Here is a 14,603-nt window from a genome sequence, read left to right as displayed (position 1 = left end):
AATACGGGGTTTTTCACCAGAGAAGCGCTGACAGAATGAACGATTTAATTTCGGAAGGACTTAACAATGGCTAAGTCTTACAAAATCAGCGGTCTCCGCGAGTTGGACAAGAACCTTGAGCAATTCACCAAGGCAACGCAGCGTCGTGTTCTGGAGCGTGTTTTGAAGCAGACTGCCAAGCCAGTTGAGGACACAGCCAAGAGATTAGCGCCAGTTGATAAGGGCGATCTGAAGCGCTCGATTGAGACAGTCATTCTGAAAAGCAACGCTGGCAAAGCTGCCTTCGCGAACGCCATGCAGTCAGGGGCCACACGAGAAGAAGCAGGTAAAGCCGCTCGTGCCGCGAATAAGGCAGCAGCAGGCCAAGGACTATCCGCAACGGTCCGTGTCAGAGCCAATGCTCCCCATGCCATTTTTGCCGAGTTCGGCACTCAGAAGATGCCAGCGCAGCCGTTCATGGGGCCTGCATTTCGATCCGTAAAATCCATCGAGAATATGCGCAATTTACTGCGCGTTGAAATCGACAAGACAGCAAAGCGCTTGGCTAACCGCGCCAGCAAAGGAAAAAAATCATGAACACAAAGACCGATAACCTTGAACTGAAATACAGCGTCAATGCTCTTTGCGTCCTAGAACGCACGTTGGGGAAACGCGCAGTCGATATCGTTGAAGATTTGGAAGCCGATGGAGGCCCGGCAATCCACACGCTCAGGGCGGTTGTTGCTGCTGGCTGGCTATGGAACGACCACATGGCGAAACTGGCTATGGGTATGCCAGAGATGATGGGTGAAGTTCGATTGAACCTGCCAAAGGCGGGTAATGCTATCGACAGGATAGGGATTAACGGAGCCTCTCGTCAGGTTGGGCGAGCATTGGGTGAGTTCCTTCGCAGCATCGGAGGTGAAGCATGACACAGGTAGGTGGCGTTTATGTCGATCTCGGCTTGAGTTCGGCTAACTTCAAGAAGGGCATCAATGATGCCAGAAAGCAGGCCAAGGGCTTCGGTAAGGAAATGGATGGGGTTTTCTCCGGCATTTCCTCGTCGTTCACTGGTGCCTTTGCCGGTGGCTTTATCGGCGGTGCATTCTCTGGAGGTATCACTGGTGCCGTTTCTGGCATCAGATCGATCATTACAGAAACAGCCAATCTACGAGCCGAGGCTGCAAGAGCCGGCGTTTCACTGACTGCATTCCAGCAATGGAAAGCCGTGGCAGAAGATACCCGTATTCCGCTTGATGCGATGGTAGACGCGCTGAAAGAATTGAACATCAGAGCGGATGAGTTTGCTTTGACTGGCAAGGGCAGCGCCGCGGAAGCATTTGGCCGTCTTGGAATGACGCCAGAAGAAGTTCAAAAGAAGCTTCGTGACCCTTCCAAGCTGATGCAGGAAATCATCGACAAGACCAAAGCGCTTAATAATCAGGCAGCGGCAACCCGTATCTTTGATGAGGTCTTTGGAGGAACTGGTGCAGAGCAAGCGGTGCGGTTGCTTGATCTTGCCGATGGCAGCATTCAGAAAATAATGCAAAGCGCCCAAGACGCTGATCGTATTCTCGATGAGACGATGATCAAGAGGGCCGAGGATATTGACAAGGAGTTCAACACGCTCTGGCGCAACTTTGAAAGCTCTGCAAAGAACGCCATTCTCAACGTATCGGTAGTACTCAAGGATGGCCTCGCTAAAGATATGGGCAACATTGCCGCCTATATGAAAGACTTCTGGGCCGATCCAAGCATGGAGAATTTTGGCCGGGTCATGTTGGGCGACAAAAATGACATGCGTGTCGCTGGTGCACATGGTCCTGCAACAGACAGCAATCCGGCGCTTGTAGAGGCAGCACGTAGAAAATACGGCACACAGCCAACCGAGATTACGGTTACGCCGACGAAACCAGATAAGCCGACAAAAAGCACAGGCGGCAGCAAGTCACGCTCTCAAGCCGTGGACGAGGCACTGCGCGAAGCAGAGGCCGTCAAGGAGCTTATCAAGGATCTTCAATTTGAGGCGGCGCTGGTTGGTAAAAGCGCTCTTGAGAAAGAGAAACTGATTGCGATCCGTCAAGCTGGCGCAGCTGCTACGGGCGAGCAAAAAGCCCAAATCGAAGCGCTGATCGAAAGCACTTATCGGCAGAATGAAGCTTGGGAAAAATCGCAGGATAAACTGCAAGCGCTCAATGATGCTGGACGTGACTTTGCTGGCACTATGATTTCCGGCTTGTTGAATGGTGCGAAGGCTTCCGATGTGCTGGCTGATGCTATTGGCCGTTTAGCTGATCGGTTCCTTAATAGTGGCCTTGATGCGCTATTCGGCAGCGGTGGCGGTATCGGCAGTATTGTTGGGAGCATATTCGGAGGCGGCGGTTCCGATCCATGGGGCGGTTTAAGACTAGCGACAGGTGGCCATGTGCGCGGCCCCGGCAGTGCAACGTCTGACAGTATTCCCGCGATGCTCTCCGATGGGGAGTTCGTTGTAAATGCCAAAGCTACCAAGATGAACCGCGGCATTCTGGAAGCAATCAATAACGGCATTCCGTTGGATAGGTTCGCGCTGGGTGGATCGGTTCCAGGCGGTGAAGCTGGCGCAGAGTTCGTGATGACAATAGGAGTGCAGGCATGAGCGCGTTAGCTGTCGCAGTTGGAACTGATGGAATTATTGTCGCATCGGATGGGGTTTGTCACACCTACGATACAGGCGAGGTTCACGGCTTCGTATCCAAGTTCATTCTGTTGCCAGAGTATAACTGTTTCATCGGTTCGACAGGCGCAGGTGGTTTCTGCACTGCCTTGCGATGGGAAATCACTCAGCAGATAAACAGCTTTGATGATTTGGTTGAGGGAATAGCTGAGTTTTGCAAAACCTCTCACCAGCGATTGTTCTCTGACATATGGGGCAATTGGGATAGAGGCCCACACAGTGAGGCGGCTTGCGTCATCGGTGGATGGTCTGATGAGCGTCAGGCTTATGAGGCGTATCGTGTGGTGAGTTATGAAAAGCCAAGCGTGACATTGAGCGATGGCAATCTTATCACCTTAGAACCGTTCGTCAGATACCCTTTGCCAGCGGCAACATGGTGCAGTCATCTACCAGACACGATGCATGAATTTGATCTCGTGCCGCCACTGCCAAACGAAGAAACCGGCGATATTCTCATGCGGCTCGTGTGTGCGTGTCGGGCCGACAGTGGGCTTGTGGTCGGGGAGGAAGAACGCGAGGGCGATGACCGTTACTATATGGCCGGTGGGTTTATTCAGATGGCAGTTATTCAGGAAGGCACAAGCCAGTCATGGATAGCCCATAGGTGGCCGGAAGATCAGATTGGAAAGCAAATTGATCCGAACGGGCCTGAGCGTTATCCAGCATGGCTGAAAGAGCGCTATGAGCAAGCTAAGAGCATCAATTACGCGGCGGGTGCATGAACCGCGTTAGTGAAATCCATATCGAAGGTGTCGGCATCGTCCGGCACCTAATCCCGAAGTAATTACTGGCCACAAACGAGTGGCCGTTAAATCTGGCAACTACTCATTTACCCATCAACTTTGTTCAATTCCGCCCGCAGAACGATTTTCTTATGCCTGCCGTCGATGAGCTGAGCTTCCACGATAACGTTTTCAACGTCTTCCCAAGTTGTCTCTATGTATTCCCGGTCATCCGAAAAGCCATATCGATTAAGCTGTATTTCCACAACTGCAGGAGGTTTGGTCCGGTCTATCCAGCCCTCGATCGCAAAATCCACCCAACCACTTTTCATAGACTGCTTTTCACTTCCAATCTTAAGCTGTTTATAGCCTAAATAAATTCCGGCTCCGGTTGGAGGAGCATCAATCTTTTTTATTATCAGTGATCTGCGGTTCCAGTTTACTATGCGAACGACGACGATCTTATCGTCAGTGATGTGCTGTAAGGCGTCGAGGGTTGGTAGACTGTCACCAATTACAAACTCTGTTTGTCGGCGCTGCTCCCTAATTTGTGCAAACAAACCAAACAGCGCTAATCCAGCCACTGCAGCGCCAATCCATCCGCTAAGTGCCCCAATCCAACTGCGGATACATTCAGTCGTATCACCATCAGACGTAGAGCAAAGTCCAAACGATGAAAACGTTCGGCTCAACATCAAGAAGCAAACACCTACCAAAGCTATAACTGAAGCCGGTAAAAAGAGCCAAATATATCTTTTGATAATCTTCATTACTAGCATTCTGGAATATACTTCAACAGCAATGGTATACGCTTCGCTTTAATCCAATGCCCCAAAACGACAAGTAAGCCCATGCTTATATGGGCCTACTCACCTCATCCGTTTCGAAGTCAGTTGATTAGTTAATTCATCACAACATCTTCGATGCGGCCGATTTGTTTTTTTGCATAAGCAGGGTCGATATTATCTTCCTCGACCATTCTACGATAAATTTCGTTAATCTCTGTTTGTCTGTCTTCTACGCTCATTTCCTTCCATCCCGCGTTGCAGGCACCAACGGAACAAGGAATGTCATTGTTATCCGGTTCAACATTATGATGGATAACCCTAACTTGGCCACAAGTTGGGTTTTGCAAGAATGGATCCCGGTTTGGCGTCCAAGTTATCATCGCATCTATAGATTTCATTCAAGCCTCCTATTTGCCCTTCACGAATAAACATCGGCTTGCCTCGCAAAGCAAGGGGGGGCTTTGCGACGTCCAGCGGCATCGCAGCACGTACCCAACGCCCCCAACGCTTTTCATAAAGCGTAAGAATTTTAGTTTTTGAGCTGTATAAGTTTAGCTAATCACAATTTCCAATTGAATTAAAAGACAGGTCGTGATCGAGTGTTGCAAAAATGTGATCGTCTTTTGCGGTCGATTGGGCTAAGCGGCGGATAGTTTCGACTAGGGGGTTTTGGGGGAATGACGTTTTTTGAGGATTTGCCTGCACAGTGTCCACCAGCTGCGGCGGCGGATGTACCTTACCAACAGATATGGCGAGTAGTCGCGGACAAGAACTGTAACGCAGATGAGTTTAAGTCTCACCATGCGCGTGGGCAAAAAAAGCCGCCTACAGTAGATGAGTGCAGTTATGCATCTTGCTCACTATTGACCGACTTCCAGAAGATTAAAAAGCTGGCGAAAGGCCTACCGAAAAAGCGCTATCCAAAACCATTCATAGCCGAACTCAATATACCGATGGGTTCAGGATTGTCGGTAAATAACTCCAAAACATCGCACGTGGACTTCTGGATGTTCAAGTCATTTGATCCAGTTAGTGCTATAGTGCAGATTGTGGAGGCATAGATGGCTATTCGACGCCGCAAGGCCAAATATCTTGATACTTTGATCTATCTAGATGAGCCGCAGCTGATTGCACTTGTTTCTGAAAAGCTACCTATTCTGGCAATTGCAGTTCCTGATGAGGATCACGAGGTTGCAAAGTTTTTGGCAACCACTGTCTCTCAACAGAATTGGGAGAGTTATTTAGATGGCAATACGGATTTAAGGTTTCTATTTACCTATCCACGGATGCGAAGACTTTATTATTTTGATCTGCACGATCTAAATAGTGAGGGCGAACTCTTCATGACGCCAGCTTCGGCTTCTGTTCCCGAAGAGCATCTGCCTTCACCCCGTTTATTCTCCAGCGAGCACACTAACGATTTTGAGTTAGCGGCGAGAGCTTCCGATGAGGAAAAGCTAATTATTGATGGCGAATGGGAGATGCCACAATTCGGAGAATTTTATCAGAAATATTCCGATATGTACGCTTTTTTGGCTACTCTAAGTAACTGGAGTGATCCTAACAAGCCTAAAAAAATGAAGGATAGAATAGCCAATACCTTCAGAAGTAAGCCTTTCGAAGGTGGCTCAAGCTATGTCCATTTTTACAAAGAACTTGTTAACGGACTTGTTCGCGAGCAAAGACCAAGCTTGGAGAGTATTCAATACAATTCACCCGGGGTAGTAAATATCCATGGCGAGGGATTTGTTTTTTCTGATATTTCTTCGATAGTGACAACGTATATCACAAATAGAAAAGAAGTTATCGACGCATACGGAAAGCTACACAAGTTCTTATCCGATAGTAAGTATCTAAAAATGCCCGGAAATCAGTTCGGCAAAGATACTCCAGGGGCAGCGTTTATAAATGCTTCTGCAAAAAAGCTGTCCGATGAACTGAGTGCTATAGATTTTGACGCCATACACGAGTTAACTAATCAGAATGCATTGGTTACCGCAAAAATTATCCTTTCGCTTTGTCGACGGGTGGAGGACGCCGCGGAATATTTCGCTCAGGGACGTATGAGTTATTCCGAATAGAGCTATTATCGGGGAGAATTATTTACTTTCTCCCCGATGGATAGTCCAAGCTACATGCAATAATCGCCGGCGTGATTGTCCGCTCATGCGGCGCTGCGATCCTATTCATACGAACGGCTTCTGCATGGCCGTCTATAATGTTTCCAAGCTGGTAAAAGCCCTTGCGTCTGGCTGGCTTAATATAACCTTCTACAACCAGTTCCTTGAACGCGGTATCAGTTTTGTGCAGCACCCTCGCACCATCGTATCGGCTAATGAGCATAGAACGGATAGGCTTATTTAGTTTGGACATCGGCCCCCATTGTTCACAAATAATGATCAAATATAGGTCATCGTTCAATTATTGTGATATATTTCTGCATCACTTTCAACGAATAGGCCTCATCAAATGATCACAGCTCATGAGCTTTGCGCAGAATTTGGCATTGAGATTATTGCAGGCACCAGTTACCCGCTACCGGGCCAGACCCGCGCAGTCGCCACGATCAACCGCATTATTGAGAAACATGGTGAAGGCCATGCGCGTATCGTGCTTTCCACATTGGCGGAAGCGGCAGGCAAGCAGGGCTTGATTGACAAATATAGCCTTTGGGCTGTCAGTGACCTCGTGAGGGCGTGTTCTGACTGGATCGAAACAGATCTTTCAAGCTGGTATGAGGCATGGGATCAGATGCCTATGGGCTTCGCCATGTGGGAATGCAGTCAGCTATCAGGCACCGTTCCGCATCGCGCTGGACTTGCGGGTATGCTCTATCTGATGCTTTCCATGCATAGAAGCGCAAAACGGGCCAACAAAGCGCCGAATTACAAATCCCTAAAGAAAGCCTATGACGAAGAGAAATCGCTTCACCGGGCAACCTCGCAGGAACCACAGCCCAATTCAGACGAAGCGCCAATGTTTCAGCCCTATACGCGCCACACAGAAGAGGACCTGATCGAGATAGGGCAATACCTCATCGAGAATAAGCAATCGCTGCCACACGGCGAATTTGGGCCGTGGGTGCGTGATAAGACAGGGCTGTCATATAATACCGCGCTGAAAGCTATGAGGCTAGCGGAGGCGGCTTAGGCCGTCTGCTATTATCTGCTGATTATGATGAGATGCCGATCATAGCATCCTGAGTAAGACGACGACGAACATCGTCCTTCTGCTGCTGCACCATCCCGGGGATTAGGAACGCATCAATGAGAACCCAAATGAAACCAACAATGATGAAGTAAGACAAAATCTGCAATACGGCGGATCCCGGACGACCGAGATAAAATCTATGTGCCGAGAAGAACCATAGAAAGAACCACAATAGATAGGCCGCGCCAACCGACTTGGCTTCATTGGTCACGCGTTGTTCGATAAGCATCTGCTGTTGAGTAGTAAGCCCCATAAAAACCCCCTATGGAATTAGCAATCTCTGGCAGAGGCGCGGCGGGTGGTCAAGGGCAAAAGAAAACCCCGCCGAAGCGGGGCTGTATCCTTCAAATTTCAATGTGTGTCAGTGCGCGACATATGCCGCTATAGCGAACGTTAATCCTGCAATAGCAATTCCAACGCCAATTACAGTTGCGACCATGCCCCACAACCCGTTCGTTGTCGGCAGAGCGCCCATCTTCTCAAGGACGCGATCTAGCTTATCCTCAATCCGCGTCAGGCGCTGCTCGGCAAAATCCGCACGGGCTTCAAGTTTTGCTATTCTTTCCATACCGTCCAATGTGCCACCGCCGCCGTCAGATTTCAATGGTGCTTTATCTTTTGGGTCCAACCAGTGGATGTTGTCACTCATCCGCATCACCAGAATTTGCGTACTGAGACATTATTTTTTCAGCGTTGAAAATGTGTGTATTGCTGCAATTATTGCATAACATTGCAACGCACAAATACATTTCTATTTTATCATGATGTGTGAGGGGGTTTAGATAAACAGGCATTTGGATGTATTGTGGGAGGAAAGACCATTTAGTTTCCTTGCAAACTACGCATTCAAAAGGCTTCTTAGCTTTGCTGTTGTAATGATTTTCGATTATTTTCCTCTGATCATCGGGGATAACCCCGTCATCTGGAAAAACAATTATTTTCTTTGGCATGTCGCCCCATCCCCTTATCCCCGCTTCTCAAACTCTTCCGGTGATATGACCTGAGTCTTTGAAGGGCGGCAACCTTTCGATTTAAGCGGGAGGTTGATCAGGCCTTTATGCGGACGCCCGGACCGCCATCGCGATTGTCACCAGTGGCAAGAAAAACAATCCCCTCTTTTTCAAGCGCAGTTTGTATTGCCGCCAAGGTCGAGGCCTTTGGATCGGCAGAACCGCGTTCAATGTTATTAAGGCCCGTCGTTGATAGGCCTGCCAACTTTGCGAGATCAGCTTGCGTCATACCAAGCATTGCTCGCGCTCCACGTATTTGCGCTGGTGTAATCATGTCTATTTTCTACACCGTAATTGTTTTTTTATCAAGCACGCTTGACAAGAACTTCAATTATGATTAATTCAATCTTACTTGATAAATTAACAAGTGGAGAAATAAAGATGCCGACACAACCAAGTCAGGCAACTGCCGAAGGTATGCCGAAAACTCAGATGACAAGACGTTCGATGCTGGCGGGAGCCGTTGGTATCGTGGTGGCAGGCACATCAACCACCATAGCCGAGCCTGCTATGTCGGAGTTGGAAAGCCTCATTGAGCAGCACAGAATAGCACTTAAGGCCACATCGGATGCTTGGGATCAAGTGTCCGAAATCGAAGATACTGCCGACTGGTCGGGTCGTTGCGAAGTCCGTGTCCAAGTCGGAAATTTGCTTTCTGGATGGGATAACGATGGCAATCAGATATTGCGGCCAATCTATGCTTACAGCGATGCCGATGTTGATATTCACCTCAACAGGACTTTGCAATCATCGCTCAATCTAGCTTGGTCTGACATGGGAAAAGCAAGGGCTGCAGAACGGTGTGAAGAGAAGAAAGCCGTGCTCAAAGCAGTGTTGCGGGAGTGTGACGCACAAAATCAGATCATTGAGGATCGTGTTGGCATGACAGCCGTAAAGGATGAGGCACAACGCTGTTCAAGCATCACCGTCGCACTTGAAGATGCAATCATCGAATTTGTGCCAGCGAACCTCAATGAGGCCGCTCTCAAAGCACAATTCATCGTCAGTCAGCACGATGACGCATTTTTTGATGAAGAGCGGCTTATGAATGCGTTCAAGTCCATCGCCGCCGCTGGCAGTAATCAGCAAGAAGGGATCGTGTGATGGAAAGTCTTGCCGTTAAACGCCTATGCCGCCTGTTACTGGAAAAGTGGATTGAGGATGCGATTGCGCTGCTCGATACGATGGACGGTGACGCAGACTTTGAAGACGAAGTGGAATATGAGGATGAGCGTGAACTGGATCATGCTGATTACGGTATATGTGATGCCGACGCCGCAGCCGAGTATTTCCCCGCTAGCGCATACTGGAGTGTCCAGTGATGAGCATTTTCCGCCTTCGCATCTTAACAGCCCGATTTATCATGATAGCTGGCAGCTGGCTGGCTGAAATCATTTGCCCGGAGCCTAGACAGCCGGAAGATCGGAGATATGACCCAAATCACAAGCCTAAAGTACCCAACTGCAATACGGTACCCATACGGCACCCAAAACCAAGGCATGCCAAATCATCAGTAGAAGGGATATTCTAAGTGGTTGATTTTCTTGAATTTATTGGTGAGCGCGCAGGGATTCGAACCCTGGACCTACTGATTAAAAGTCAGTTGCTCTACCGGCTGAGCTACGCGCTCCCTTAAGGAACAAATCGTCCCTGGAAGTGTGGCGGAACATACGGGCGGCTTTCGGATTGGTCAACACCATAAAATCAAGTTTCTCCAACATAATTTCAAAAAAATTGCCTTATTCGCTATAAATTTTGTCGTCACAGGTCTTCCCGATGAAACCGTGGAACCAAATTTGCTCATTTGGCATGGAATTCAGCCATTAAACGTCATGCAATGCAGATTCGTTATGCCAGAAGGGGAGAGCTGTAATCTCATTAAGAATCAAATCAATGAAAAAGGACTTCGTCACAATGACGACCGCCATATATGGCTTCAATAGAAGCTGCGATTGAGGCCACCAGAGCAAATGCCACTAGCAGGAAGGCCGTCAGAATGCCAGGGATCGGATTTAAGACTGATAAGAGGTTTGATTGCCGATTGGCTGTGCAGGAAGAAGCGCAGCGCCAAGGCTGTATGAACAAGGCACCGGCTAAAAATGCCGGTGCCTTTCATTTTAACTCGCGGGGCGAGGCGGCAGGCCTGCATGCGCGCGCATTTTTTCGTAAAGAGCGGCAGCAATCGGCTCGTAATTTTCATCGAAGTGATGCCCACCTGAAAGTTTCATCAGGTCGGCCCCTTTGAGCTCCGGTGCTGTGCAAGCCGTATCGTCTTCCTCTTCACCATAAACGCAGACCACGCGATCCAGCGGAATTGTCGTGATAGCTGGAACGACGTCCTTGTCACCATCCATGCCGAGCCAGCCTTCAATCGAAACCTGGAATGTGGTGGTTGTTTCGACGCCAAGAAGTCCGACCATTTTGGTGCGGTCCTGAATCGCTGGATCCAGATATTTCCAGGCAAACGGGAATGTATCTGCGCCAAATGAATAACCAAGAACGGCAACGGGCAGCTTATTGGATGGATCAGCTTTTTTGATCATTGCGGTTGTATCACGCGCTATTTCTTCCGGCGTGCGTTCTGACCAGAAATAGCGCAGTGAATCGACACCTATCACATGAACGCCATTGGCTTGAAGCCATTCACCAATTGATTTGTCGAGATCGCGCCAACCGCCATCCCCCGAGTAAAACACGGCTACCATATCAGCCTTGCCGCCTTTGGCTGGTAAATCGACAACGGGGAGTGCTTCGTTCTTCGCGTCCATATCAGCCATTGCCACGACATTGTTCACGGCCATGTTCATACGAGCGGGGAAGTCTGCGCCGCTTTGCAGTACGGCTACGCTCTTTTGTCTTGCTTCGACAGGGTTGTTGACGGGAGAGCCGTTGGGTCCAATTACCAATGTGGGTGTAGGAATTTTGGCATCATATTCATAGGTGAATCCGCCGCCCGGTGCATTCACCGCTTCTGCTTCTTCTGTGCATGAGGGCAGGCGGGTTTTTGCAGGTGTCGGGTCGAGAGCGACTGCACCGGCAATGGTTGCATCGGGCGAATCCGATGCTGCGGCATATGCAATTGTCGCGCCCTGACCAATGCCGGTCACGACGGGATGAAAATAGACATCAAGATCGAGTCCGCGCAGGGCCTCCTTGGCAATCGCTTCAAAGTCCGAGTCGAGATAATTGCACTCACCATCTTCTTTATCGAGTGCAGCGCGCCACGGACCCAGTTCGACAGGCAACACGATCATGTTGCGTGCCAGCATTGCATCCATATAAGCGCGTTCATTCTCACCAATTCCGTTTTCGTCACTCAGCAGAATGGCAAGGCCAACCGGATCGCCTTTGGGCATGTAAACCGGGATGTTGGAAAGCCGTTCAGCACTGGCATGGATTACCGGTTCGTCGGCATTGAAAAACTGCGCCCACTGACGCGCAATTTTGCCCGGATGCAGCGCAGCATAGACACCTGCACCGCCGAGCAAAGCCAGCCCAAAGACAGTTAAAAGAATGCGTCGCTTCTTCATTTACGGATAAACTCCAGTGGGCTGCCATTGATCAGTGTTGTTGCATCGATGAGTGTGCGGGGTGTTTCAAGACCGCCGGGACAAACCATATAGTGCGGTGTCCAGACGGGGTCGAATTTTTCCTTGAAGGCTTTGAGGCCATCAAAGTGGTAGAGGTCGGCACCGCGCCGATAGATGAATGATCCGAAGCGGTTCCAGCGCGAGGCCAATCTGCTGCGGTTCAGACCTGATAGCGGCGCAGCCCCGAGATTGAACCATTTATAGCCCTGTTCTTTGCTATACATGAGCAGTTTGGCAAAAAGAGCGTCCATAAGCAGTTTATGCACATTGGGCATGTAGCGCATGAGATCGACTGTGATCTCGTATTTGTCGGCACCGCGCCAGATATTGGCGAAGGCAACGATCTCTCCGTCTTTTTTAAGCACAGCCACATCGAACCGCGTCATGTAGTCGTCGTCGAAATAGCCAAGCGAAAAGCCTTTTTCGCTGCCTGATTTATGGTCAAGCCATGCATCGCTGATTTCACGCAGACGCGGAATAAGCGGTGGAACCTCTTTCACGTCTATAACTTCAAATATCAGCCCATCCTTGTCGACTTTTCGATCGGCATAACGGAATGGCTGACGGCGCGGACCTTCGAGCGAAAAATCGCTGAGGTCAACGCGGGCGACTTCGCCAAGCTTCAGCGCCACCAATCCCATGTCGAGAAACAATGGCAGACTTGTTGGTCCAACGCCGTAAAATACGGTGCGCAGCGCCATCTTGTCTGCCAGGCTATGGAAAGACCACGCGAGTTCCTTTGCAGCCTGTTTGTCGCCAATCGGCTCGCCCAGCGCAATCAGACTGCCACCCGATTGCGCATACATGATGAATGCGTTGTTATCGGGCGCAAGCAGAAATTGCTTGTCACCAAGAAGCGCAAGGGCTGCATCTGTATGCGGACATTGCGCAACAAGTTCAAACACCGCAGGGGGGATTGAGTAATCACGCTTGCGTTTGCGCTGGCTGTGCCGATTGATGATCGAGTTCAGACCGACTGCCGCCACAACAGCAAACACCAGAACGGTGGCGCGCAAAAAGCGTGGTGCATTATCGTTCCAAGCAAAATCCCACCAGAGATTATTGGAATATTCCACGTGGCGATAAACGAAGAAGCCAAGCCAAGTGGAGACGATGACAGTTGTGCCGACAGAGGCAATCCAGCTCCAGCTCAGTTCAAATGGTCCGGAAATCGGGCGGCGATAAAAGGAATCGCGAAAGCCCCATAAAGCAAGAGCAAAAACGCACAGAATGCTTGCTTCTTCCCAATCCAAACCTTTCGCAATCGAAAACACTGCACCAAACAGCAAAAGCACGATTGCAGCAATCCATGCACGCTCCAGTCGTCTGAACAGGCCACGCGCTACGATCAACAGGGCAACGCCGACAAGGCTTGCGGCAAGATGCGATGTTTCGACAAAAAACTCTGGAACAACACTGGAGAGTATTTTTACACGATAGCGCAAGTCGGGCGTTGCACCCGATACGAGCAGAATAATGCCGCCGAGGAAGATGATACTGGCAGAGAGACCGGGAATGAGTGGCTCGACAAGGCGCTTTGCAAATTTGGCCTGACGCCCCAACATCTGCCTGCGGCGCATCCCCTCCCAGATGAGAAGGCCAATTGTGGATACGACAAGCGGCATGACTGTGTAGATCACACGATAGGCAAGCAGACCGGCAATGGCTTGTGGATTGTCACCAATGCCAAGGCCAGCAATGATGGTTGCTTCAAATGCACCAAGTCCGCCCGGCGCATGGCTCGCAATGCCTAGAACGATAGCAATCACATAGACGAGCGCGAAGACCGCAAAGCTCGGAACCGCATCCTGTGGCATCAGCACATAGAGGGTTGCAGCTGCAGCGCCTACATCGACAAGGCCTGCAAAAATTTGGGTCACTGCACCTTTCGAGTTGGGCAGTCGCAGGCTGAGCGAGCCTAAGCGAAGCGTTCTTTGGCCATGTGAGAGCCAGTAGATCAGCCAGCCAATGCCGCCAAGAATGATAATGCCAGCGACAACATCAATGCGTGCATCAATCGTCGAAATCCACGGCACATCCTGCGGATCAATCAGCAGTGCCGCGCCCACCATGATGATAAGTGCAAACCAGATTGCAAACCACGAGGTGCCGACGATCTTGCCGATATCGGCAAGGCTGATCCCTTCCGCAGCATAGATGCGATAGCGCAGTGCACCGCCCGTCAGCAGCGAAAAGCCGATGGCGTTGGAGATTGCATAGCCTGCCGCACCTGCCACCGCTGCGATACGACGCGGTATTTGGTTAGGCGCGATTGTGTCGACCGCCACCACGTCATAAAGCGCTACCGCAGCGTAGCTCAGCATAGTGAACAGAACTGCGAGGCCGATGACACTCCATGGGAGATCATGGAATGCGACCAGCGTATCCTTGCGTGAGGTATTCTGAAGCAGGCTTTCCAGAACATAAATTGCCAGCAGCGCGATCGCAATGCCCGCAACTGGAAACAGAAAATGCTGGTAGCGTTTCAGCCATCCAGAAGACTTGCTTTGTTCTTTGGTGGCTGAAGAAGGTTCTTCGTTGTCAATTAAGCTCATCGGAGCGTCGTCCAGTTGGAGCAATCTAATTTT

Annotated in this window: 18 protein-coding genes and 1 tRNA gene; 10 read left to right on the top strand and 9 right to left on the bottom strand. The window is 50.0% G+C overall.

Annotated features, from left to right (window positions below):
• The first annotated feature begins 66 nt into the window (after positions 1-66).
• Genes ABE527_RS14675 through ABE527_RS14660 form a run of 4 tightly spaced genes read left to right on the top strand, consistent with a single transcriptional unit; the run spans position 67 to position 3,417 of the window.
• Positions 67-576: an HK97-gp10 family putative phage morphogenesis protein gene (locus tag ABE527_RS14675; RefSeq protein WP_499697360.1), complete on the top strand. Its 510-nt coding sequence runs from the start codon at positions 67-69 to the stop codon at positions 574-576.
• Positions 573-911, top strand: a complete 339-nt coding sequence (locus tag ABE527_RS14670; protein WP_499697359.1) for a hypothetical protein — start codon at positions 573-575, stop codon at positions 909-911. The genes ABE527_RS14675 and ABE527_RS14670 overlap by 4 nt, the downstream gene beginning before the upstream one ends.
• Positions 908-2,617 carry a hypothetical protein gene (locus ABE527_RS14665; RefSeq protein ID WP_499697358.1) on the top strand — a complete coding sequence of 570 codons (1,710 nt, stop codon included), beginning with the start codon at positions 908-910 and terminating at the stop codon, positions 2,615-2,617. The genes ABE527_RS14670 and ABE527_RS14665 overlap by 4 nt, the downstream gene beginning before the upstream one ends.
• Positions 2,614-3,417 carry a hypothetical protein gene (locus ABE527_RS14660; RefSeq protein WP_499697357.1) on the top strand — a complete coding sequence of 268 codons (804 nt, stop codon included), beginning with the start codon at positions 2,614-2,616 and terminating at the stop codon, positions 3,415-3,417. The genes ABE527_RS14665 and ABE527_RS14660 overlap by 4 nt, the downstream gene beginning before the upstream one ends.
• A gap of 107 nt (positions 3,418-3,524) precedes the next feature.
• Here ABE527_RS14660 and ABE527_RS14655 read toward each other — a convergent pair whose 3' ends face one another.
• Both ABE527_RS14655 and ABE527_RS14650 read right to left on the bottom strand, forming a co-directional pair.
• Entirely contained in the window at positions 3,525-4,187 is a 663-nt protein-coding gene (locus ABE527_RS14655) for a hypothetical protein (RefSeq protein ID WP_499697356.1), read from the bottom strand.
• Between the two features lie 131 nt (positions 4,188-4,318).
• Positions 4,319-4,603 carry a hypothetical protein gene (locus ABE527_RS14650; RefSeq protein WP_499697355.1) on the bottom strand — a complete coding sequence of 95 codons (285 nt, stop codon included), beginning with the start codon at positions 4,601-4,603 and terminating at the stop codon, positions 4,319-4,321.
• A gap of 279 nt (positions 4,604-4,882) precedes the next feature.
• Between ABE527_RS14650 and ABE527_RS14645 the strand changes: the two genes are divergently transcribed.
• The 4 genes from ABE527_RS14645 to ABE527_RS14630 all read left to right on the top strand — a co-directional run bounded on the left by ABE527_RS14645 (position 4,883) and on the right by ABE527_RS14630 (position 7,355).
• Positions 4,883-5,266, top strand: coding sequence for a hypothetical protein (locus tag ABE527_RS14645; protein WP_499697354.1), 384 nt, complete (start codon positions 4,883-4,885; stop codon positions 5,264-5,266).
• Positions 5,267-6,286: a hypothetical protein gene (locus tag ABE527_RS14640; protein WP_499697353.1), complete on the top strand. Its 1,020-nt coding sequence runs from the start codon at positions 5,267-5,269 to the stop codon at positions 6,284-6,286.
• Positions 6,287-6,410: 124 nt separating this feature from the next.
• Entirely contained in the window at positions 6,411-6,569 is a 159-nt protein-coding gene (locus tag ABE527_RS14635; RefSeq protein WP_499697352.1) for a hypothetical protein, read from the top strand.
• A 105-nt stretch (positions 6,570-6,674) separates the two neighbouring features.
• Complete coding sequence (locus ABE527_RS14630; RefSeq protein WP_499697351.1) at positions 6,675-7,355, top strand: DUF3102 domain-containing protein; 681 nt, start codon at positions 6,675-6,677, stop codon at positions 7,353-7,355.
• A 22-nt stretch (positions 7,356-7,377) separates the two neighbouring features.
• Here ABE527_RS14630 and ABE527_RS14625 read toward each other — a convergent pair whose 3' ends face one another.
• From ABE527_RS14625 to ABE527_RS14610, 4 genes are all read right to left on the bottom strand, one after another.
• Positions 7,378-7,668, bottom strand: a complete 291-nt coding sequence (locus ABE527_RS14625; protein WP_499697350.1) for a TM2 domain-containing protein — start codon at positions 7,666-7,668, stop codon at positions 7,378-7,380.
• A gap of 108 nt (positions 7,669-7,776) precedes the next feature.
• The gene (locus tag ABE527_RS14620) at positions 7,777-8,064 is read right to left on the bottom strand and encodes a hypothetical protein (RefSeq protein WP_499697349.1); all 288 of its coding nucleotides are present in this window, start codon (positions 8,062-8,064) and stop codon (positions 7,777-7,779) included.
• On the bottom strand, positions 8,057-8,365 hold the full coding sequence (locus ABE527_RS14615) for a hypothetical protein (RefSeq protein ID WP_499697348.1): 309 nt from the start codon (positions 8,363-8,365) through the stop codon (positions 8,057-8,059). Before ABE527_RS14615 ends, ABE527_RS14620 begins: the two co-directional genes overlap by 8 nt.
• 97 nt (positions 8,366-8,462) lie before the next feature.
• The gene (locus ABE527_RS14610) at positions 8,463-8,699 is read right to left on the bottom strand and encodes a helix-turn-helix domain-containing protein (protein WP_499697347.1); all 237 of its coding nucleotides are present in this window, start codon (positions 8,697-8,699) and stop codon (positions 8,463-8,465) included.
• Between the two features lie 59 nt (positions 8,700-8,758).
• On the opposite strand from ABE527_RS14610, the gene ABE527_RS14605 reads away from it, so the two are divergent.
• Both ABE527_RS14605 and ABE527_RS14600 read left to right on the top strand, forming a co-directional pair.
• Positions 8,759-9,529 carry a hypothetical protein gene (locus ABE527_RS14605; RefSeq protein ID WP_499697346.1) on the top strand — a complete coding sequence of 257 codons (771 nt, stop codon included), beginning with the start codon at positions 8,759-8,761 and terminating at the stop codon, positions 9,527-9,529.
• Positions 9,529-9,747, top strand: coding sequence for a hypothetical protein (locus tag ABE527_RS14600; RefSeq protein ID WP_499697345.1), 219 nt, complete (start codon positions 9,529-9,531; stop codon positions 9,745-9,747). The genes ABE527_RS14605 and ABE527_RS14600 overlap by 1 nt, the downstream gene beginning before the upstream one ends.
• A gap of 232 nt (positions 9,748-9,979) precedes the next feature.
• Here the strand turns inward: ABE527_RS14600 and ABE527_RS14595 are convergent.
• From ABE527_RS14595 to mprF, 3 genes are all read right to left on the bottom strand, one after another.
• Positions 9,980-10,055 (bottom strand) — tRNA-Lys (locus ABE527_RS14595).
• A 487-nt stretch (positions 10,056-10,542) separates the two neighbouring features.
• The gene (locus ABE527_RS14590) at positions 10,543-11,955 is read right to left on the bottom strand and encodes a virulence factor family protein (RefSeq protein ID WP_499697344.1); all 1,413 of its coding nucleotides are present in this window, start codon (positions 11,953-11,955) and stop codon (positions 10,543-10,545) included.
• The gene (gene mprF / locus ABE527_RS14585; RefSeq protein ID WP_499697343.1) at positions 11,952-14,570 is read right to left on the bottom strand and encodes a bifunctional lysylphosphatidylglycerol flippase/synthetase MprF; all 2,619 of its coding nucleotides are present in this window, start codon (positions 14,568-14,570) and stop codon (positions 11,952-11,954) included. The genes ABE527_RS14590 and mprF overlap by 4 nt, the downstream gene beginning before the upstream one ends.
• Positions 14,571-14,603: the final 33 nt, after the last annotated feature.

Source organism: Brucella sp. TWI432, from assembly GCF_039674445.1.
Lineage (GTDB): Bacteria > Pseudomonadota > Alphaproteobacteria > Rhizobiales > Rhizobiaceae > Brucella > Brucella chromiisoli.
Note: the sequence above shows the minus strand (reverse complement) of the source record. Positions and strands in the feature narration are given on the sequence as shown.